General features: G+C 53.3%; 17 protein-coding genes and 5 tRNA genes. 17 read left to right on the top strand and 5 right to left on the bottom strand.

The window, feature by feature from the left end; translation table 11 throughout:
• Positions 1-74: 74 nt before the first annotated feature.
• The 10 genes from ADIMK_RS07960 (at position 75) to ADIMK_RS07915 (ending at position 7,288) form a co-directional block, all read left to right on the top strand.
• Complete coding sequence (locus ADIMK_RS07960) at positions 75-1,310, top strand: aspartate kinase (protein ID WP_036185948.1); 1,236 nt, start codon at positions 75-77, stop codon at positions 1,308-1,310.
• Positions 1,311-1,471: 161 nt separating this feature from the next.
• On the top strand, positions 1,472-1,660 hold the full coding sequence (gene csrA, locus ADIMK_RS07955; protein ID WP_036185947.1) for a carbon storage regulator CsrA: 189 nt from the start codon (positions 1,472-1,474) through the stop codon (positions 1,658-1,660).
• A gap of 61 nt (positions 1,661-1,721) precedes the next feature.
• A tRNA-Ser gene (locus ADIMK_RS07950) sits at positions 1,722-1,810 on the top strand.
• A gap of 4 nt (positions 1,811-1,814) precedes the next feature.
• Positions 1,815-1,891, top strand: a tRNA-Arg gene (locus ADIMK_RS07945).
• A gap of 33 nt (positions 1,892-1,924) precedes the next feature.
• Positions 1,925-2,001 (top strand) — tRNA-Arg (locus ADIMK_RS07940).
• Between the two features lie 28 nt (positions 2,002-2,029).
• A tRNA-Arg gene (locus tag ADIMK_RS07935) sits at positions 2,030-2,106 on the top strand.
• A 25-nt stretch (positions 2,107-2,131) separates the two neighbouring features.
• Positions 2,132-3,607, top strand: coding sequence for a tRNA uracil 4-sulfurtransferase ThiI (thiI, locus tag ADIMK_RS07930; protein WP_036185946.1), 1,476 nt, complete (start codon positions 2,132-2,134; stop codon positions 3,605-3,607).
• 282 nt (positions 3,608-3,889) lie between these two features.
• Positions 3,890-4,138 (top strand): OadG family protein, encoded by a 249-nt coding sequence (locus ADIMK_RS07925; protein WP_036185945.1) that lies wholly within the window; start codon positions 3,890-3,892, stop codon positions 4,136-4,138.
• A gap of 44 nt (positions 4,139-4,182) precedes the next feature.
• On the top strand, positions 4,183-5,967 hold the full coding sequence (gene oadA / locus ADIMK_RS07920) for a sodium-extruding oxaloacetate decarboxylase subunit alpha (RefSeq protein WP_036185944.1): 1,785 nt from the start codon (positions 4,183-4,185) through the stop codon (positions 5,965-5,967).
• Between the two features lie 19 nt (positions 5,968-5,986).
• Positions 5,987-7,288, top strand: a complete 1,302-nt coding sequence (locus ADIMK_RS07915; protein WP_036185938.1) for a sodium ion-translocating decarboxylase subunit beta — start codon at positions 5,987-5,989, stop codon at positions 7,286-7,288.
• A gap of 55 nt (positions 7,289-7,343) precedes the next feature.
• Here the strand turns inward: ADIMK_RS07915 and ADIMK_RS07910 are convergent, their stop codons facing one another.
• Positions 7,344-8,267: a histone deacetylase family protein gene (locus ADIMK_RS07910; protein WP_036185933.1), complete on the bottom strand. Its 924-nt coding sequence runs from the start codon at positions 8,265-8,267 to the stop codon at positions 7,344-7,346.
• Between the two features lie 376 nt (positions 8,268-8,643).
• On the opposite strand from ADIMK_RS07910, the gene ADIMK_RS07905 reads away from it, so the two are divergent.
• Positions 8,644-10,254: a tetratricopeptide repeat protein gene (locus ADIMK_RS07905; RefSeq protein ID WP_036186244.1), complete on the top strand. Its 1,611-nt coding sequence runs from the start codon at positions 8,644-8,646 to the stop codon at positions 10,252-10,254.
• Positions 10,255-10,276: 22 nt separating this feature from the next.
• Here the strand turns inward: ADIMK_RS07905 and ADIMK_RS07900 are convergent.
• The 4 genes from ADIMK_RS07900 to flgA all read right to left on the bottom strand — a co-directional run bounded on the left by ADIMK_RS07900 (position 10,277) and on the right by flgA (position 12,184).
• A tRNA-Arg gene (locus ADIMK_RS07900) sits at positions 10,277-10,351 on the bottom strand.
• Positions 10,352-10,408: 57 nt separating this feature from the next.
• Positions 10,409-10,897: a flagella synthesis protein FlgN gene (locus ADIMK_RS07895; protein ID WP_036185930.1), complete on the bottom strand. Its 489-nt coding sequence runs from the start codon at positions 10,895-10,897 to the stop codon at positions 10,409-10,411.
• A gap of 27 nt (positions 10,898-10,924) precedes the next feature.
• A complete protein-coding gene (gene flgM / locus ADIMK_RS07890; RefSeq protein ID WP_051692687.1) occupies positions 10,925-11,248 on the bottom strand; it encodes a flagellar biosynthesis anti-sigma factor FlgM in 324 nt (107 codons plus the stop codon).
• A 156-nt stretch (positions 11,249-11,404) separates the two neighbouring features.
• Positions 11,405-12,184, bottom strand: coding sequence for a flagellar basal body P-ring formation chaperone FlgA (gene flgA / locus ADIMK_RS07885; protein ID WP_036185928.1), 780 nt, complete (start codon positions 12,182-12,184; stop codon positions 11,405-11,407).
• On the opposite strand from flgA, the gene ADIMK_RS07880 reads away from it, so the two are divergent.
• The 6 genes from ADIMK_RS07880 to ADIMK_RS07855 all read left to right on the top strand — a co-directional run bounded on the left by ADIMK_RS07880 (position 12,183) and on the right by ADIMK_RS07855 (position 17,726).
• The gene (locus ADIMK_RS07880; protein WP_036185927.1) at positions 12,183-13,124 is read left to right on the top strand and encodes a chemotaxis protein CheV; all 942 of its coding nucleotides are present in this window, start codon (positions 12,183-12,185) and stop codon (positions 13,122-13,124) included. The two genes, flgA and ADIMK_RS07880, sit on opposite strands and share 2 nt — an antisense overlap.
• Before the next feature lie 11 nt (positions 13,125-13,135).
• Positions 13,136-13,975, top strand: a complete 840-nt coding sequence (locus ADIMK_RS07875; RefSeq protein ID WP_081849714.1) for a CheR family methyltransferase — start codon at positions 13,136-13,138, stop codon at positions 13,973-13,975.
• Between the two features lie 189 nt (positions 13,976-14,164).
• Positions 14,165-14,563 (top strand): flagellar basal body rod protein FlgB, encoded by a 399-nt coding sequence (gene flgB / locus ADIMK_RS07870; RefSeq protein ID WP_036185926.1) that lies wholly within the window; start codon positions 14,165-14,167, stop codon positions 14,561-14,563.
• Between the two features lie 2 nt (positions 14,564-14,565).
• A complete protein-coding gene (gene flgC / locus ADIMK_RS07865; protein WP_036185925.1) occupies positions 14,566-15,000 on the top strand; it encodes a flagellar basal body rod protein FlgC in 435 nt (144 codons plus the stop codon).
• A 20-nt stretch (positions 15,001-15,020) separates the two neighbouring features.
• On the top strand, positions 15,021-15,695 hold the full coding sequence (locus ADIMK_RS07860; RefSeq protein ID WP_036185924.1) for a flagellar hook assembly protein FlgD: 675 nt from the start codon (positions 15,021-15,023) through the stop codon (positions 15,693-15,695).
• A 15-nt stretch (positions 15,696-15,710) separates the two neighbouring features.
• Positions 15,711-17,726: a flagellar hook-basal body complex protein gene (locus ADIMK_RS07855; protein WP_036185923.1), complete on the top strand. Its 2,016-nt coding sequence runs from the start codon at positions 15,711-15,713 to the stop codon at positions 17,724-17,726.
• Positions 17,727-17,827 lie beyond the last annotated feature (101 nt).

Here is a 17,827-nt window from a genome sequence, read left to right as displayed (position 1 = left end):
CGTCCTGCTGCGGGGTCGTTCGAGAGAGATCGAACCGGCCCCTGCGCAGCGTGTAGCGAGGGAAACACTCAAAAATGGCGTTATACGTTCAAAAGTATGGTGGCACGTCGGTAGGCTCGGTGGAGCGTATCGAGGCTGTGGCCGAGAAGGTGAAAGGTTTTCGCGAACGCGGTGATGACATAGTCGTTGTCGTATCGGCTATGAGTGGCGAGACCAACCGTTTGATCGGTCTGGCGAACGAGATTCAGGAGCATCCGGACAAGCGTGAGATGGATGTGCTGGTGTCCACCGGGGAGCAGGTGACTATCGCCTTGTTGGCGATGGCGCTGAAGAAGCGTGGTGTAGACGCGCGGTCGTACACCGGCGGCCAGGTTCGTATACTGACAGATAGCGCTCATACCAAGGCGCGTATTCAGGACATAGAAACGACGCGTATGCGTGCGGACCTGGAAGCCGGTCGGGTGGTTATCGTTGCCGGGTTCCAGGGCGTAGATGATCACGGCAATATCACCACGCTCGGGCGGGGTGGCTCCGACACCACCGGCGTGGCGCTGGCGGCAGCGTTAAAAGCCGATGAGTGCCAGATCTATACCGATGTAGACGGTGTCTACACGACCGATCCGCGCGTGGTCGCCGGCGCACAGCGCCTGGACAAGATTACGTTTGAAGAGATGCTGGAGATGGCAAGCCTTGGCTCCAAGGTGTTGCAGATACGTTCAGTAGAGTTTGCTGGCAAATATCACGTGCCGTTGCGCGTTCTGTCCAGCTTCCAGGATGGCCCTGGTACCCTGATTACGATAGAGGATGATGAAACTGTGGAAAAACCCATTATCTCCGGCATAGCGTTCAACCGCGATGAGGCTAAACTGACGGTGATGGGCGTGCCCGATATCCCGGGTGTGGCTTCCCGTATTCTGGGGCCGATCAGTCGCGAAAACATTGAAGTGGACATGATCGTTCAAAACGTCAGTGCGGATCAGACGACTGACTTCACGTTCACGGTTCACCGTAATGACTTCGAGCGTGCCCAGAACATACTTGAGCAGGTCGTGACTGAGCTGGGTGCACGAGGCTGTTCAGGCAACAGCAAGATCGCCAAGGTTTCAATCGTGGGTGTAGGTATGCGCTCCCATGCAGGCGTGGCCAGCAAAATGTTCGATGCGCTCGCCGCCGAGAACATCAATATCCAGATGATTTCCACGTCGGAGATCAAGGTTTCCGTGGTGATCGCGGAGAAATACATGGAGCTTGCGGTACGTGCTCTGCACACGGCATTCAACCTGGATAAGGGCGAAACCGTCTGCGAATAAGCTGACTCTGGCACATACTCTGTATGTGTCAGGCAACAACTTAACACTATATTTACTTGACTTTTGTGACAGTTGGGATTTTCATGAAGGTGCTGCTATGGTGTAGTTTAGTTGTATCAAAGGTCAGCGCCCCTAAAGGATGTAATTGAGGAGATCCACCCATGCTGATTCTTACCCGCCGTGTTGGCGAAACTCTGATGGTTGGTGACGACGTCACCGTAACTGTGCTGGGTGTCAAGGGTAATCAGGTTCGTATCGGTGTAAACGCACCCAAGGATGTTTCAGTACATCGCGAAGAGATTTACCAGCGTATTCAGCGTGAAAAGAGTGGCCAGGAGAACGAAGACTAAGATTTTCAAATTAATGCTTTTATTTTGAAAATCAGTCTTGTAGTATACGCGCCGTTGTCAAGGTGAGATGGCCGAGTGGCTGAAGGCGCACCCCTGCTAAGGGTGTATACCTCCTGGGTATCGAGGGTTCGAATCCCTCTCTCACCGCCATTTAGCGCCCGTAGCTCAGCTGGATAGAGTACCTGGCTACGAACCAGGCGGTCAGAGGTTCGAATCCTCTCGGGCGCGCCATTTACGACAACGACGGTAAGATCTTTAAAGTGTGCGCCCGTAGCTCAGCTGGATAGAGTACCTGGCTACGAACCAGGCGGTCAGAGGTTCGAATCCTCTCGGGCGCGCCATCTCTTTGATCATTCCGATTTCAGGCATGCGCCCGTAGCTCAGCTGGATAGAGTACCTGGCTACGAACCAGGCGGTCAGAGGTTCGAATCCTCTCGGGCGCGCCACTTATTCCCCCGCATAACAGCGCCCATGAAATTCATAATCAAGCTTTTCCCTGAGATTACGATCAAGAGTCGCCCCGTTCGCAAGCGCTTGATCGCGCGTCTGCAAAACAACATTCAGATTATCCTGGCGCGTATCGAGCCGAGCGTTAAGGTCAGCAGTTTCTGGGACAAGCTGGAAGCGGCTTTTGATCATGAGGCTGTCGAGAATGTCGGCGAGGTCCGCGATGCCCTGGTCGATGCGCTGAGCCGTATTCCAGGTATCCAGGCCTTTCTGGAAGTTGAGCAATATCCGTTGGGTGATTTTCATCAAGTGTATGAATTGACCCGAGAGGCATACGCTGAGCGAATCAAGGGCAAAACGTTTAAGGTACGTGTGCGCCGCTCTGGAAAGCACGAGTTTACCTCTGTCGAGCTTGAGCGCTATGTGGGTGGCGGTTTGCGACAGCATACCGAGGCCGCCGGCGTCGATGTACATAAGCCTGAAGTTTGGGTCGATCTTGAAGTCAGGGATGATTGGCTCTTTATTATTACCCGTATCCACAAAGGCCTTGGCGGTTACCCTCTCGGGACGCAGGAGCCTGTGCTGTCGCTGATCTCGGGTGGCTTTGACTCGATAGTTGCATCCTGGATGACCATGCGTCGCGGCTGCAAAACGCACTTTCTTTTCTTTAACCTCGGCGGTTATGCCCATGAAATTGGCGTCAAGCAGGTCTCACTGTATCTCTGGCGTCGTTACGGCTCGTCGGCGCGGGTCAAGTTTATAACCGTGCCGTTCGAAGAGGTGGTCGGTGAAATTCTGCAGAGTATCGACCGTTCGCATATGGGTGTGGTGCTCAAGCGCATGATGATGCGTGCAGCCGATCGCGTCGCGGATCGTATGAATATTCCCGCACTGGTGACCGGTGAGAGTATTGCGCAGGTTTCAAGTCAAACCCTGCCTAACCTGGCATTGATCGACAGTGTGGCCGAGCATTTGGTTCTACGCCCTCTGGTGACCATGGATAAGCCGGATATCATCGATTACACACGCGAGATTGGTGCTTTTGAGTTCGCCAGTGCCATGCCGGAGTTTTGCGGTGTTATTTCCGACAAGCCGACCACAGCGGCCAAGCGTGATCGGGTCGAGCGTGAAGAGCAGGGATTCGACTTCGATGTGCTTGATCGGGCCCTGGAGTCTGCGGAAGTGATCAGCATCGATGAAATCGTGGAAAATCAGAATATCAGTTCTGAGATTGAGGCGCTTACCAGGGTTGATGCAAATCAGGTGATCGTCGATATTCGGGCGCCTCATGAAGAGGAAAGAAAGCCTCTGAATATGCCTGGATGTGAGATTATGAAGATCCCGTTTTATAAGTTGGAACAGGATATCGTTGGGCTCGATTCGAAGCGGCAGTACCTGCTCTACTGCGAAAAAGGCGTTATGAGTCAGATGCATGCCCAGCATCTAGCTGAAAAGGGATATGAGAATATCGGTGTCTACCGACCGGCCGCTCAGAAATGAGCGGCTTTTTTATGTGTGCTTCAAGGCCTTTTCTATCGGCCTGATAAGGTTTTATATTCGTCGATTTTTGTAAAAAAATTACATAATGTCGACAATCTTGCTTTTCCCTACTCTATATGGGCAGAATAGCTCGCTCGGTTGCGTTGGTTTACTTGTTTGACAATGGGTTACCGACGAGCCGGTTCATCTGCCTGTCATTGAGGTTGCCTAAAAAGTGCAATCCATGTGATCAAAAGTCGCAGACGGGCGACAGGGTTAAGTAACGAACAGGAGCACCCATAGATGGATAATCTGCTATCAGAAGGCCTTAACTTGATGGTCTTCGGTATGGGTTTCGTCTTTGTCTTTTTGACGCTGCTGGTATTCAGTACCGGTGTCATGTCCAAGCTGGTGAACAAGTATGCGCCGGCCTCTGAGCCTAAACCCCAGCGCTCTAAATCCAACCCCAAGGTGCAGAGTGCAGGCGCAGGCGCCAAAAACGACGAATTGATCGCCGTGATGACTGCCGCCGTCCATAAATACCGCTCATAAGCAGCGCCCATAATCATAAACGAGATTGAGATAAGGCCAATCCCATGTCCGACGCAAAGAAAGCATTAGGTATAACCGACGTCGTGCTACGAGATGCGCATCAGTCCCTGTTTGCGACTCGACTGCGACTCGACGATATGTTGCCGATCGCCGAAAAACTCGACAAGGTCGGTTACTGGTCCCTTGAAAGCTGGGGGGGGGCGACCTTCGATTCCTGCATCCGTTACCTGGGTGAGGATCCCTGGACACGCATTCGCGAGCTTAAGGCTGCGATGCCCAACACCCGTCAGCAGATGCTGCTGCGTGGACAGAACCTGCTGGGCTACCGCCATTATGCCGATGACGTGGTGGAGAAGTTTGTTGAGCGCGCCGCCGTCAGCGGTATCGATGTGTTCCGTATCTTTGATGCGATGAACGATCCGCGCAACCTGGAAACCGCGATCAAGGCGGTGAAGGCAACCGGTAAGCATGCGCAGGGGACTATCTCATACACCACCAGCCCGGTGCATACCATCGAGATGTGGGTCGAGTACGCCAAGACGCTAGAAGACATGGGGGCGGACTCCATCGCGATTAAGGATATGTCGGGCATCCTGACGCCTTACGGTGCTTTCGATCTCGTGTCACGTTTGAAGGCTCAGACCGGTCTTGAGGTGCAGCTGCACGCTCATGCGACTGCGGGTCTGTCCGATATGACCATCCTCAAGGCTGTCGAGGCCGGTATCGACCGTGTCGACACCGCGATCTCCTCTATGTCGATGACTTACGGCCACACGGCGACCGAATCTGTCGTTGCGGCTTTGGCTGGTACTGATCGGGATACGGGGCTGGACCTGCTGCTGCTTGAAGAGATTGCTCACTATTTTCGCGAAGTGCGGAAAAAGTATGCGAAATTCGAAGGCTCACTTCGCGGCACCGATTCCCGCATTCTTGTCGCTCAGGTGCCAGGTGGCATGCTGACCAACATGGAAAGCCAGCTGCGAGAGCAGGGCGCTTCCGACAAGTTTGATGAAGTTCTGGCCGAGATACCCCGTGTCCGTGAGGATCTGGGCTACATCCCGTTGGTGACGCCGACCTCCCAAATCGTTGGTACCCAGGCGGTCATCAACGTTTTGATGGGCGAGCGCTACAAGACTATCTCCAAAGAGGTTCAGGGTGTTCTCAAGGGTGAGTATGGCGCAGCGCCGGCTCCCTTTAACGAAGAGCTGCGTAACCGTGTGTTGGCCGGTGCTGAACCCGTTACCTGCCGCCCGGCCGATCTCCTGCAGCCTGAGATGAACAAGCTGGTTGCCGAGCTCAAAGAGCTGGCAGCAGAAAAGGGGATTGCGCTGGAGCAGGGTGAGCGCGAGATCGATGATGCTCTCACCTATGCACTGTTCCCGCAAATTGGTCTCAAATTCCTGGAAAACCGCGGTAACCCCGACGCCTTTGAACCTGCACCGACGCTTGAGGACGCAAAAGCCATGACTGCACCTAAAAAATCCGGACCGGAAGTCTACACCATCACTGTAAACGGCCAGAGCTACGTGGTTCAGGTTGCAGAAGGCGGTGATATCACCAACGTTGCGCCTGCTGCTGCAGCCCCTGCCGCTGCCCCCGCTCCTGCCGCGGGTGACGGTGAAGAGGTGCCGGCACCCTTGGCTGGCAATATATGGAAGGTGATGGTGGGTGCAGGTGATCTGGTTCAGGAAGGTGATGTGCTGGTGATCCTTGAAGCGATGAAGATGGAAACCGAAGTTCGTGCAGCGCGCGGCGGACATATCGTTTCTGTCGACGTTAAAGAGGGCGATGCCGTTCAGGTGGGCGACTCCCTGGTGACACTGGCCTGAACCGCAAAGGGTGTGAGTAATGGATAAGCTACTCAATCTATTCACGGCATCGGGCATCTACAACATCAGCGCCGGGCAGGCGCTGATGATTGCGATCGGCCTTTTGTTGTTGTTTCTTGCGATCCGCAAGAACTTTGAACCGCTGCTGTTGGTGCCAATCGGCTTCGGTGGCATTCTTGCCAATATTCCTGAAGCCGGGCTTGCCTTGTCGGCTGTGGAGAATGCGGTTCATTTTGCCAAGCCGGAAGTGCTGGGCATGCTGGCGGGGGCGCTGGGTGTGGATAGCACCGATCCTCAAGCACTGCTCCATGCCTACAAGGCGGCCTCTCATACCCTGCATACGGCGGCGACAGATGTCGCGCTGGATGCGGGGTATAACAATGGCATGTTGTATAACTTCTATCTGGTTGCCATCGCCTCGGGGGCCGCGCCGCTGATCATCTTCATGGGTGTAGGTGCCATGACCGACTTCGGTCCGCTGCTTGCAAACCCGAAGACGCTCTTCCTGGGAGCCGCCGCTCAGTTCGGTATCTTCGCGACCATCATGGGTGCGGTTGCACTGACGATGACAGGCGTCATGGATTTCAGCATTCAGGATGCCGCTGCAATCGGCATTATCGGCGGTGCTGATGGCCCCACTGCGATTTATGTTGCCAGCTTGCTGGCGCCTCACCTGTTGGGGGCTATAGCCGTCGCAGCGTACTCGTACATGGCGCTGGTGCCGCTGATTCAGCCGCCGATCATGCGTTTGCTGACCACAGAAGCAGAGCGCAAGATCAAGATGCATCAGTTGCGCCACGTATCCAAAACCGAGAAGATCCTCTTCCCGCTGGTTCTGTTGATTCTGGTTGCTTTACTGTTGCCGGATGCCGCGCCTCTGTTGGGTATGTTCTGCTTTGGTAACCTGATGCGTGAGTGCGGTGTTGTCGATCGACTCAGTGATACTGCTCAGAACGCGCTGATCAATATCGTGACCATTTTCCTGGGTTTGTCGGTTGGCTCTAAGTTGAGTGCTGACAAGTTCCTGGACTTGGAAACGCTGGGCATTCTGGTGCTGGGGGTTGTCGCGTTCGGTATCGGTACCGCGTGCGGGGTGCTGATGGCAAAGATTATGAACAAGCTTGCCGGTGGCAACGCAATCAATCCGCTGATCGGTTCAGCAGGTGTTTCGGCGGTGCCGATGGCTGCGCGTGTATCCAACAAGCTGGGGCTTGAGGCAAATCCTCAAAACTTCCTGTTGATGCATGCGATGGGGCCGAACGTTGCGGGTGTCATCGGATCTGCTGTTGCAGCAGGTGTCATGATAAAGTTCGTCGGCTGATCGACTTCCGATATAAAAGGCCGCCCATAGGGCGGCCTTTTTAGTTTGCGCTTTTTCATTCGGTGGAGAGCGCCTCTATGTGTGCCAGTACACTGAAAGCCAGGGCTATCGGGTTATAGCCGCCTTCAAGAATGGAGACGATTCGTCCGCCGCACAACGAGTCTGCTACTTCCATGATCTTTTCCGTCACCCAGCGGTAATCCTCTTCTTCGAGATTGAGATCGGCCATGGGATCTTCCTTGTGTGCATCAAAGCCTGCTGAGATGAAAATCATATCGGGCTTGTGCGCATGCAGCGCCGGCAACCACCGTTGTTCGATTGCGGAACGCCAGTCGCTCGGGGGGCTGAACGCTTCCAGAGGGCAATTGATGATATTGGGCCGTTCTATCTCGGTGTAGCGCTCAGGGTAGTAAGGGTGCTGGAAGGTTGAGCAGACCAGTACCTCTGGCCGATTCTGAAAAATGTCGACTGTGCCGTTGCAGTGGTGAACATCGAAATCCAGAATCGCAACGCGCTCAATGCCCTCATGTTGCAGGGCTCGGCAAGCGGCAATGGCGACATTGTTGTAAAAACAGAATCCCATGGCCGTTTTGTATTCGGCATGGTGCCCGGGTGGGCGTACTGCAACAAATGCGTTCTGCACCGTTCCGTTGAGAACGGCTTCTGTAGCAATTACAGCGCCGCCTGCGGCAAGGTTGGCTGCGTGCAGAGAGTCAGGGCAAAGTGCAGTGTCTTCGTCGGTATACACCACGCCCTCGGTGGGCAGTTTCATCTCCAGGCGGGTCTGGTGCAGATCGGCGTGTGCAAGCTTGATCTGTTCCGCTGTTGCAGGCATGGCTTCCATCTGAGTGAGTTGCTCGAGGAGACCTGTGCGTTCAAGAACGCGGCGGATTGCGTGTAGCCTTACCGGGCTCTCAGGATGCTCGGGGCCCATGTTATGCAGGCCGCAGTCCTGGTGGCTGACGAATGCTGTTGTCATTATATTTCCATTGTTCCCATCTGCTGCCTATTGTAAGCGAAAAGTCTTCCGGCTCCCTTTAGGCATAGGTCGTAACCTGCGTATTTGATCGGTCATCAGGTCGTTTTTTAATAATGGTGATAATCGCAGGGTACCGATACCCTCGGAGTTGACTTAGATCATGATGTGTCTTTCAGAAGTCGAGTAATCTGCTCTTACAGCATAGAACTGTCTTTGGCACCGCGTGTTTTCACCCGACACCGGTGCCTTTTTCTTTTTCGTGTTTCACGACGCTTGCTTCCTCACTGGCCGTAACCCTCTGTATACTCAACAGATCATCATCCATCCCAGGCGATAGCCGGCAAGAATGGCCGGAACAGTAGGTGAGCAGGGATCAGTGGCCCCGTCAAAAATCACGTATGCCGACAAAAAGGTTCTGCTGGTTGAAAGTAGCGGTAACATGCGTTCGACCATCTTCTATATGCTGCGTGAGCTTGGTGTTCAGAATCTGAGAGCAATGACCGTGAGTGAGCGAGTGTTGGAAGCTCTGCGGGTAGAGTCTTTTGACATTGTTCTTCTTGGTCATAACAGCAGTGATGCTGTGAGCGGTATGCAGTTGCTAGAAGAAGCGCGATACCGCGGCTTTATAAGACCTACCGCTGTATGGGTGTTCATGACATCGGACGCGTCTCAGGAAGTGGTCTTGCATGCCATTGACAGCCGTCCGGATGCGCTAATTACCAAACCTTTCTCTGTTGATGAACTCAAGCAGCGCCTCGATCAACTCGTCCTGCGAAAACGGATGCTGTATCCGGTGGAGCAGGCGATTGAAATTGGTGATCTTGAAGGTGCGATTGAAGCCTGTGATGACATCCCTCGCTCTCACCCCTGCTTCGAACAGGCGAGACGTTTGAAGGCGCAGTGCATGATTGATTTGGGGCGCACGCAGGCGGCCTACGATTTCCTGGAGAGACACTACTGGCAGGCTGAGGATAAGGACACGGGCCTTATCATGGCGAGGGCGCTCTACCTGATGGACCGGCTTAAAGAGGCGGGTGAGTTGCTAACCATTTTGATCGAGAAGCATCCCTTGTTGATCGCCGCCTACGATCTATTGGCCAAGGTTCTTGAAAGGGACGGACAACTGCACGATGCTCGGGAGACGCTGAAGGAAGCGACTGAAAAAGCGCCCTTGGGCATTCCCAGACAGATGGAGCTAGGGCGGGTGGCGACCCAGACCGATGCGCTGGATATAGCGGACGGCGCGTTCAAACGCTCGATCGTGTTGGGGCGTCGCAGCTGTTATCGCTCCCCTGAACCCTATCTTCGACTGGCGAATGTGCGACGGCTTGAAATGAAGGGCGCGCAGGCGCGTCAAGTGCTGGATCTCAGAAACGAGTTGGATACCTTGCTGAACAATGCGGAGTTCAGCTTTCCCAGAGACTCTGCGCTGAAAGTGCGTACAGCACTGTTGCGCAGTAAGGTTGCGCATGATCTGGCTGAGCCCGAAGAGGCGAACCGGTTGATGAATGAGGCACGGGTGCTTAATCAGCAACTCGACAGGCCGATTGATCTGGCGCGTGAAGATCTCATACTCAGCGGTGATAAGGTTCCCATGCTTGAGCCCGAAACGGGTATGGGGCGACGCGCTGAAACCGGTAAATCCAAGCGTGATCAGGCGATGGCCAGTAAGGTCAACCGTTTAGGTATCAAACACTACATGGCAGGGAAGTATGCTCAGGCTATTCGCTACTTCGGTATGGCGATCGAGTACGATCCGAGTTACCCGGCGGCCCTGTTGAATCTTGCCCAGCTCTATCTGGAAAGTGCTCGCGACAGTTTTGAGCGTCGGGAAGAGCGGTTGAAAATGGTGGATCGTTACCTGCGCCTGGCCGAGAGGGTCAATACTTCAGATGTTGAGCAGGATCGGTTGCTGCAGTTCAAGCGCATGAGGTCCAGGCCAATCGAGGATATTCCTGAGGGCTCATTGGGCGGGTTGATGCGGTAATGTGCCAGATAGGTCTCACATGTGGCCTCCCCACCAGGATTCGAACCTGGATCTAACCCTTAGGAGGGGTTTATTCTATCCATTGAACTATGGGGAGACGGCGCGCATTGTAGCGATAAATGGGGTTTGCTTCCAGACGAAAGCAGGATGGATGTCAGGCTTTGCCGATATGGTTTTGGGTGCTGAAACTATTGCTTTTGCCAGAGCTGCCATAAAGCTGGCTTTTCTGGTTCTTGCCCTGCAGCAAGCTCAGTAAGCGCTCCGTGCTCTCCTGCCCCCGCAGAATTATCTGTTGATTGACCTGACTTTCCTGCTGAACCCGCTCTAGCGTCTCCGAAAGTCTCTTCCAGAGCCTATCAAGTTCGTCTGCTTTTGGTGTGGGGAGAGTGGAGAGATAACGGGACCAGCCGTCAGAAGAGAGTTCTATTCCCTGAGCCGACATTAGAGCGTGACGTGTAGAAAAGTTTTCCTGTATCGCGCTCAGCAGGCTGCTTTTGGAAGCGGTCAGTTGTTGTATCTCTTCTAGGCTACGTTTTTCGAGAGCGGTTCGCTCTTCGAAGAGCGTGCTTTCCAGTTTACACAACAACTCCACGCCCTCTTCTATGAGGGGGTGGAGTTTGCTGGTATCGGGTGGGTTCGACATTGGAGTGCGTCGCATTTCAACGAAGTATCAACTGAACAGGGCTTCAAAATCGATCATGCCCTTGGCGACGCGATCTGCATCGACTTTGTACTCTCCGCTGTCGATAGCGCTTTTCAGAGCGGCCACACGATCATTGTTGACCTCGGGGTCATTCGCGTGATTATTAATGGCATTCTGAATAGCCATGGCCGTTTCGCTGATATTGACCGTGTCGCTATTGCTCGGGCTGACCGATGGCTGAGCGCTGGCGCCGCTGCCGGTAGCTGCGGTGTTGTTCTGCTCATTGTTGACCCGGTTGTTGCGCGTTAAACCCGTTTGGGTCAAGCCGACGCCGGGAAGATCAATTGCCATCACACATACCTCTTATCTGTTACGGGTAAGGGTATCGGTCGTTGTGCACGAAACTTTAGCGTTTCGTACAATTTTTTTTGCCCCGAGGTGTTTGGGCTACGTCAGTATAATATTTTGTGTGTCGGCTGGCCAAGTTGAGCGTCGTTGGGGTGTGTTTTACCGCACTGTCACCACGCCCGGTGCGGTAACGGTGCCACGTACCTGTCGGCCGGAGCTCTGGTTTTCCACATCAACTTGTTCGTTAAGTCGTGCATCCTGCAGCGCTGTTCCTGTCGTGCGTATCAGGAGCGCTCCCTTGCGCACTTCGAGCGTTACGCGGTCGCCCCTGCGGACCGCCAGAGACGCTTCCAGCATGCGGGCGGTGATGATGTCGCCATTGTCGATGGGTATACGTGCACTTTTTCCTACAATGTCTTGAAGTCGAGTGTAATATCCTCCGCTGAGCCGGGTGATATTCTGCTCACTTAAAGCCAGGGCGTCGCCGCCGATTCGACTGTCTCGGCTGATGGGGCGTCTTGCGATGACCACAGATGCGAATTGCTGGACCCTCGCGGTGACAAACAGGCTCCAGGGACGAGGTGTAGCGCAGCTTACTTTGGCCGTTACCCGCTCGCCGGTACTGAACGGAAGCTCAATTTGCAGTGGTGTGTCGCAGGGTGTTAAAGAAAGGGTGCGGTTTATGGGGTTTACTGTTACGTTAACGCGACTGTCTGGTACTCTAGTCTCGAAATGCCGACGAATAGTCGACTCGACTTGTATCTCTATGTCAGAGTTAAGCCGTTCGTTGGCCTGGAGTGTACGGCCATGAGTAACCAGAAAGGTGGCGAGCAGTACACCCACCGAAATCGATTTGAAAAAGTTCACGCTTGGGTCCTGAAGCAGCAGGGCTTTGCGGTACGACAATACTACTCTGACCTCGGGGTTTGAAGCGATCATGTCAGGTATCTTGGATAGTGTAAACCTACGCACCCAGATGGTGGGGCAGAACCGGCTGGAACTATTGCTGTTCGGGCTGGAAACCTCTCAGCGCTATGGCATCAACGTGTTTAAGGTACGTGAAGTACTGCAGTGTCCGGAGTTGACGGAGGTGCCCAGACTGACCACCTCGGTTAAGGGGATGGCACATATTCGTGGCGAGACTATTCCTGTGCTCGATCTGTCTGAAGCTATCGGCCGGCGTGCTATCCCGGCAGAGGAACAGCGCAAATGCTTCCTGATCGTGGCGGAATATAACCGGCGTACGTTGGCATTCCTGGTGCGCAAGGTCGATCGTATTTTCAACACCCAGTGGGATCAAATCATGCCGCCGCCGGCAGAGATTGGGTCCGAAAACTATCTGACCGCTGTTTTTGAGCTTGACGGGAAACTGGTCGAAATCCTTGATGTCGAGCAGATTCTGGCCGATCTCTACCCCATGGCGACCGATGTCAGCGAGGAAGTGGCTGATAAAACGGTGCGTGCGCAGGCGCATGAGTATCACGTGCTTATCGTGGACGACTCCGCAGTGGCGCGTAATCAGATGCAGCGTTCGCTTGAAAGTCTCGGGGTTAAAGTTACATCTGCAAATAACGGAAAGCAGGCTTGGGATCTGTTGCGGGGTATGGCTGATAAAGGTGTCGACGTTGAGAAATCCTTCTTGATGGTGATATCCGACATCGAGATGCCCGAGATGGATGGCTACACCCTGACCGCAATGATTCGCGAGGATACCCGCATGCAGCGCATGCATGTGGTACTGCATACCTCGCTCAGCGGCGGCTTCAACGTATCAATGGTCAAAAAGGTTGGGGCTGACGGCTTCCTGGCCAAGTTCAATCCAAATGATCTGGCATCGGTGGTCGTTAACCGAATCAGCCAGGTGCGTGAGAGTCAGTGACGGATCGGTCGGTGAATCAGAGATTTCGGATTACAGCTGAAGACTTTCGTCAGTTCAGCGTGTTTCTGGAGCAGAGCTGCGGGATCCTGCTTGCCGAGCATAAGCAGTATCTGGTGCAGAGTCGGCTCGGGAAAATCATGAAGGAGCAGTCGTGCGACTCGCTCAGCGATCTTGTTGACCGATTGAAACGACCCGGAGGCAATGCGCTTAAGGATGCTGTTATCGATGCGATGACAACCAACGAAACCCTGTGGTTTCGCGATATCCATCCCTATGAAATCCTGGCCAAGCGACTGCTCCCTGAATACGCGTCCGAGCGCCGTGGGCAGAAGCTCAGAATATGGTCGTCTGCCTGCTCAAGTGGGCAGGAGCCCTACTCCATCAGCATGGTGATCGACGAGTTCAAGCGGACGACACCGGGCGCCCTGTCCGCTGGGGAGGAGATTTTGGCAACCGATATTTCGACCACCATTTTGCAGCAGGCGCAGAAGGGTGAGTACGAAATGCTGGCGCTGGGGCGAGGTCTGTCGCAGGACCGTCTGAAAAAATACTTTGTCGCCTCTGGTGATGGAAGTTGGCAGATACGTCCGGAAATCAAGGCCCGGGTACGCTTTCAAAACCTCAATTTGCTTGGCCAATATGCATCGCTCGGACAGTTCGACATCATTTTTTGCCGGAATGTGCTGATCTACTTCTCGTCGGATGTGAAAATTGAGATTCTCCGCAAGATGCGCCGGCAATTAAAGCCTGGTGGATACCTATTGCTCGGTGCGTCAGAATCGCTTTCTGGCCTGTCTGACATCTACAAGATGATTCATTGCCGCCCCGGTATTATCTACCAGGCTATCTAGTTTCTCCTAAATTGCCGCTGACCTGGCCGTAGGCGGCAATTCCCCTTCCCGTTGCCGCTTTAGGCGGAACAGGTTTGCCGTTTTGGCTTCCTATTATCTCGATACGTTCCTTTGATCCCGCATAACTCAGGTGTTCTGAGTTGATGGCACAAAGTTTGCTCTGTTTTGGGAGTATATAGGAGGGTGTAAATGGCCATCAGTTTTGATTCAGCTTTAGGAATTCACGAAGACGCTTTGCTTTTGCGGGCTCGTCGCGCTGAAGTGTTGGCCAACAACATAGCGAATGCTGATACACCTGGATTCAAAGCGCGGGATATCGACTTCGATACGATACTTCGTGGGGAGCAGGAGCTGTTTTCCGAAGATATGGCAGTAACTCAGAAAGGACACGATTCTGAGTTTATAGAGCCGGATTTTGCTGCCGATCTGATGTTTCGTACACCGCTGCAGCCTTCTGTAGACGGCAATACGGTAGAAGTTCAGCAAGAGATGGCGCGTTATACGGATAATGCCATTCATTATCAAAGCTCATTCACGATGCTAAGCAGCAAGTTCAAAGGGCTAATGGGCGCAATCAAGGGCGAATAATAATGTCATTGTCTAACGTTTTCGGTATCTCCGGTTCGGCTATGAATGCCCAGAGTATTCGACTGAATACGACCGCCAGTAACTTGGCAAACGCCGACAGTATCAGTTCTAGCGAAGGTGACACTTACCGCGCACGCAAGCCGGTGTTTACCGTTCAGGCTCCGACGGCACAGGACTACGCCGGATTGGATGCAGGGCTTGTGCCCGGCCAGGGTGTTGCGGTAAGCGAGATTGTCGAAAGTCAGGAACCGCTGCGGATGGCGTATGAGCCCAATCATCCGATGGCTGATGAAAACGGATATGTGTACTACCCAAATGTGAATGTGATCGAAGAGATGGCCGATATGATCTCCGCCTCTCGTTCTTTTCAGATCAATGCGGAGATCATGAATACCGCCAAGCAGATGTTGCAGCGTACGCTGACGCTGGGCGAGTAAAGGCTTAGCTGGAGCAGAGAATGTCTACCATCGACACAACTAGTGCCTCGTCAATATACCGAGCGATTAACGAGGCAAATCAGAGTGACTCGTCGTCCTCTACATCCTCTTCGTCAGAGACGAGTGAGATGTTTATGGAGCTGTTGATCGCACAGCTTCAGAACCAGGATCCGACGGACCCGACCGATACTGCAGAATACATGAATCAGATGGCGACGTTGACGCAGGTTGAGTCGACCATGGCCCTGTCTGATTCATTGGAGGAGCTCAGCAGTTCGCTGAGTACCAGTCAAAAGGCGTTGCAGGCCTCTTCGCTGGTGGGTCAGAACATTTTTGTTGAGGCGGAGACGGCTGAACTGGATGACAGTGGCACTATCGACGGGGCTTTTGTGCTCAGTACTAGTGCCAGTGATGTACGTTACACGGTATATGACAGTGAGGGTAACCGGGTAGATCAGATAAGTCTGGGTTCGCAACTGTCTGGTACGCAGAACTTTACGTGGAATGGGGCCGGTAATGAAGCAGGTACCTACACCGTCGTCGTGGAGGCCGATACTGGAGATGGATACGAGGAGATTACTGCGTATTTACCTCAAAACGTCAATAGCGTAACGCTCGGTACTAGTGGTTCCAGCTTGACCATAAACACAGATCTCGGCCAGTTCACAATGGACGATGTACTGCAGATCGGATAAACGGGAGATAAGCTCATGGCAGGATTTAACACAGCGGTAACAGGTCTATCCGCCGCATCGACAAGTCTCGATGTCATTGGCAACAACATTGCTAACGCTAGCACTACCGGTTTCAAATCGTCCCGTACCGAGTTTGCGGACTTATATACCACTGCAGTAGTGGGTGCTGGCTCCAGTAACGTTGCGGGCGCAGGTGTTACCGTTAGTGATATTGCGCAGGACTTCAGTGCGGGCACAATTGAATTCACTAACAACAACCTCGATCTGGCAATCGACGGTAGCGGTTTCTTTCAGCTCGCAGACGAAAACGGCAGTCTCTATTACACGCGTGCCGGTGAGTTTGAGCTGGATGATGAGGGTTATATCGTTTCAAAAGACGGCAAATATGTGCAGGGATACGGCGTGGCTGACCCTACTGCGGATACCGTCTCCCTCACGCCTGTTGGAAACCTTCAGGTAAATGAGACTGAAAGCCCGCCAAAATCCACCACAAGTATTGATCTATCGTTCAATATAGATTCGGCGCTGGACGCACCTGAGAACGAGTATGATCGTAGCGACTCGACCAGCTACAGCTTCAGCACCACAGTGGGTATCTACGATAGCTTAGGCAACCAGCAGACCATCAAATATAACCTGGTAGAGCAAGACTCCACCATCGAAACGCATTTGATTGATGCGGCAGCCATTACAGACTCTACCGATCTTAGTATTTCAGGCTACTCAATTGGCTCTGAAACTCTGGATGCCACCGTTCCTGAAGTATTTGATGCTGCTGATCCGACTAACTACGGAGTATTTGCTCTTAATGCGGAAACCGGTGACATCGAACTCAATAGCACTGAGCTTCAGGCGCTGCAGGAGCAGGATTCGCGTATTGCCCGTGTCGTGTATAACTCGACGACTGGTGATTACACCGTTGAGCTTAAAGCTCAATACACCGACTCAGGTGATCTCTACGTATCGAGTGGTGGCGACGATATTCAAGCTACCGTGTCTGAGCGTTCCAGTGCTGAAGTACAGGCGTGGAATATTGTGGCCACTACTGGTGGCAATGGCACCAGTTTCAGCATTGGCGGGGTGACTATCTCTTTTGAGGATGATGCGTCAGCTGACGAGATTGGTGAGGCGATAGAAGATGCTGCATCGGATATTCTGGAGCAGAACCCGGAGATCGAAAGCGTCGAATACGATGACGTCAATGATCAGTTGATCGTTACCTATAAGCCGGAAGAGGGGGATATTGATGCGGATCTGCTGCAGGTGGCAGTATCCGCAGGATCTGACTCGCCCTTCTCGGGTGCGGTTAACGGTGATGGTATATATGAGCCGGATACCAGCCAGAATGGGGACGACTCCTATGAAGGTGTCTACCGTATGTATGCCTACCTGAACGATGAAGAACTGCTCGATATCGGTAAGGTTCAGGAGCCTGGTAGCGGTGCTGCTGAAGGTGCTACCGAGGAGGGAGCGATCCTCGTTACCTTCGATACTACTTCCGGTAAGCTGGAAACGGTCAATGGCGAGAGCGTCAGCTCGTCAGGACAGGCACCAAGCCTGACGATTAAGGGGGCAGACCCGGCTGACCCTGATACTGAGATCACGCTTGATCTGAGTGATACCTCTCAGTATTCATCAGACTCTATAGTGAAGTCATCTCAACAGGATGGTTATCCCAAAGGGGACCTGGTGGGTGTGACCTTTGCTGAGACCGGTGAAATGATTGCGTCGTTCAGTAATGGCCAGAGCCTTACGCTAGGTGTTATCGCTGTTGCCACCTTTGATAATCAGGCAGGTTTGACGCCTTCGGGTAGTACGCAATGGATCGCGTCGCTGAACTCAGGCGATCCTATTCTGAACCCCCCGGGAACGGGTTTGAACGGTACGTTGAAGTCAGCCGCGTTGGAAGCCTCTAACGTGGACTTGTCAGCAGAGCTGGTTGAGTTGATACAGGCTCAGCGTGATTACCAGGCAAACTCCAAAACGCTTGAAACGATGAACACCGTGACGCAGACCATTCTGCAGATCTAAAGCAAAATCCTTGATAGAACGCGGCGCCTGTTGGGCGCCGCTCTGCTTTATGCGTTTTATTTATCCTATATCTGTTCTCTGGCACGTGGCTTGCTTGTACA

This window comes from Marinobacterium lacunae (assembly GCF_000705555.1).
GTDB lineage: Bacteria > Pseudomonadota > Gammaproteobacteria > Pseudomonadales > Balneatricaceae > Marinobacterium_D > Marinobacterium_D lacunae.
The sequence above is the reverse complement of the archived record's forward strand: the minus strand, read 5'-3'. Positions and strand labels throughout refer to the sequence as shown.

Excerpts from the sequence above, each read along its gene's own strand:
- ADIMK_RS07925 (WP_036185945.1), top strand. The coding sequence starts at position 3,890 with ATGGATAATCTGCTATCAGAAGGCCTTAACTTGATGGTCTTCGGTATG.
- flgA (WP_036185928.1), bottom strand. The coding sequence starts at position 12,184 with ATGATCGCTTCAAACCCCGAGGTCAGAGTAGTATTGTCGTACCGCAAA.
- ADIMK_RS07910 (WP_036185933.1), bottom strand. The coding sequence starts at position 8,267 with ATGACAACAGCATTCGTCAGCCACCAGGACTGCGGCCTGCATAACATG.
- ADIMK_RS07860 (WP_036185924.1), top strand. The coding sequence starts at position 15,021 with ATGTCTACCATCGACACAACTAGTGCCTCGTCAATATACCGAGCGATT.
- ADIMK_RS07895 (WP_036185930.1), bottom strand. The coding sequence starts at position 10,897 with ATGTCGAACCCACCCGATACCAGCAAACTCCACCCCCTCATAGAAGAG.
- flgC (WP_036185925.1), top strand. The coding sequence starts at position 14,566 with ATGTCATTGTCTAACGTTTTCGGTATCTCCGGTTCGGCTATGAATGCC.
- flgM (WP_051692687.1), bottom strand. The coding sequence starts at position 11,248 with ATGGCAATTGATCTTCCCGGCGTCGGCTTGACCCAAACGGGTTTAACG.
- ADIMK_RS07880 (WP_036185927.1), top strand. The coding sequence starts at position 12,183 with ATGTCAGGTATCTTGGATAGTGTAAACCTACGCACCCAGATGGTGGGG.
- ADIMK_RS07855 (WP_036185923.1), top strand. The coding sequence starts at position 15,711 with ATGGCAGGATTTAACACAGCGGTAACAGGTCTATCCGCCGCATCGACA.
- ADIMK_RS07915 (WP_036185938.1), top strand. The coding sequence starts at position 5,987 with ATGGATAAGCTACTCAATCTATTCACGGCATCGGGCATCTACAACATC.
- csrA (WP_036185947.1), top strand. The coding sequence starts at position 1,472 with ATGCTGATTCTTACCCGCCGTGTTGGCGAAACTCTGATGGTTGGTGAC.
- oadA (WP_036185944.1), top strand. The coding sequence starts at position 4,183 with ATGTCCGACGCAAAGAAAGCATTAGGTATAACCGACGTCGTGCTACGA.
- ADIMK_RS07960 (WP_036185948.1), top strand. The coding sequence starts at position 75 with ATGGCGTTATACGTTCAAAAGTATGGTGGCACGTCGGTAGGCTCGGTG.
- thiI (WP_036185946.1), top strand. The coding sequence starts at position 2,132 with ATGAAATTCATAATCAAGCTTTTCCCTGAGATTACGATCAAGAGTCGC.
- flgB (WP_036185926.1), top strand. The coding sequence starts at position 14,165 with ATGGCCATCAGTTTTGATTCAGCTTTAGGAATTCACGAAGACGCTTTG.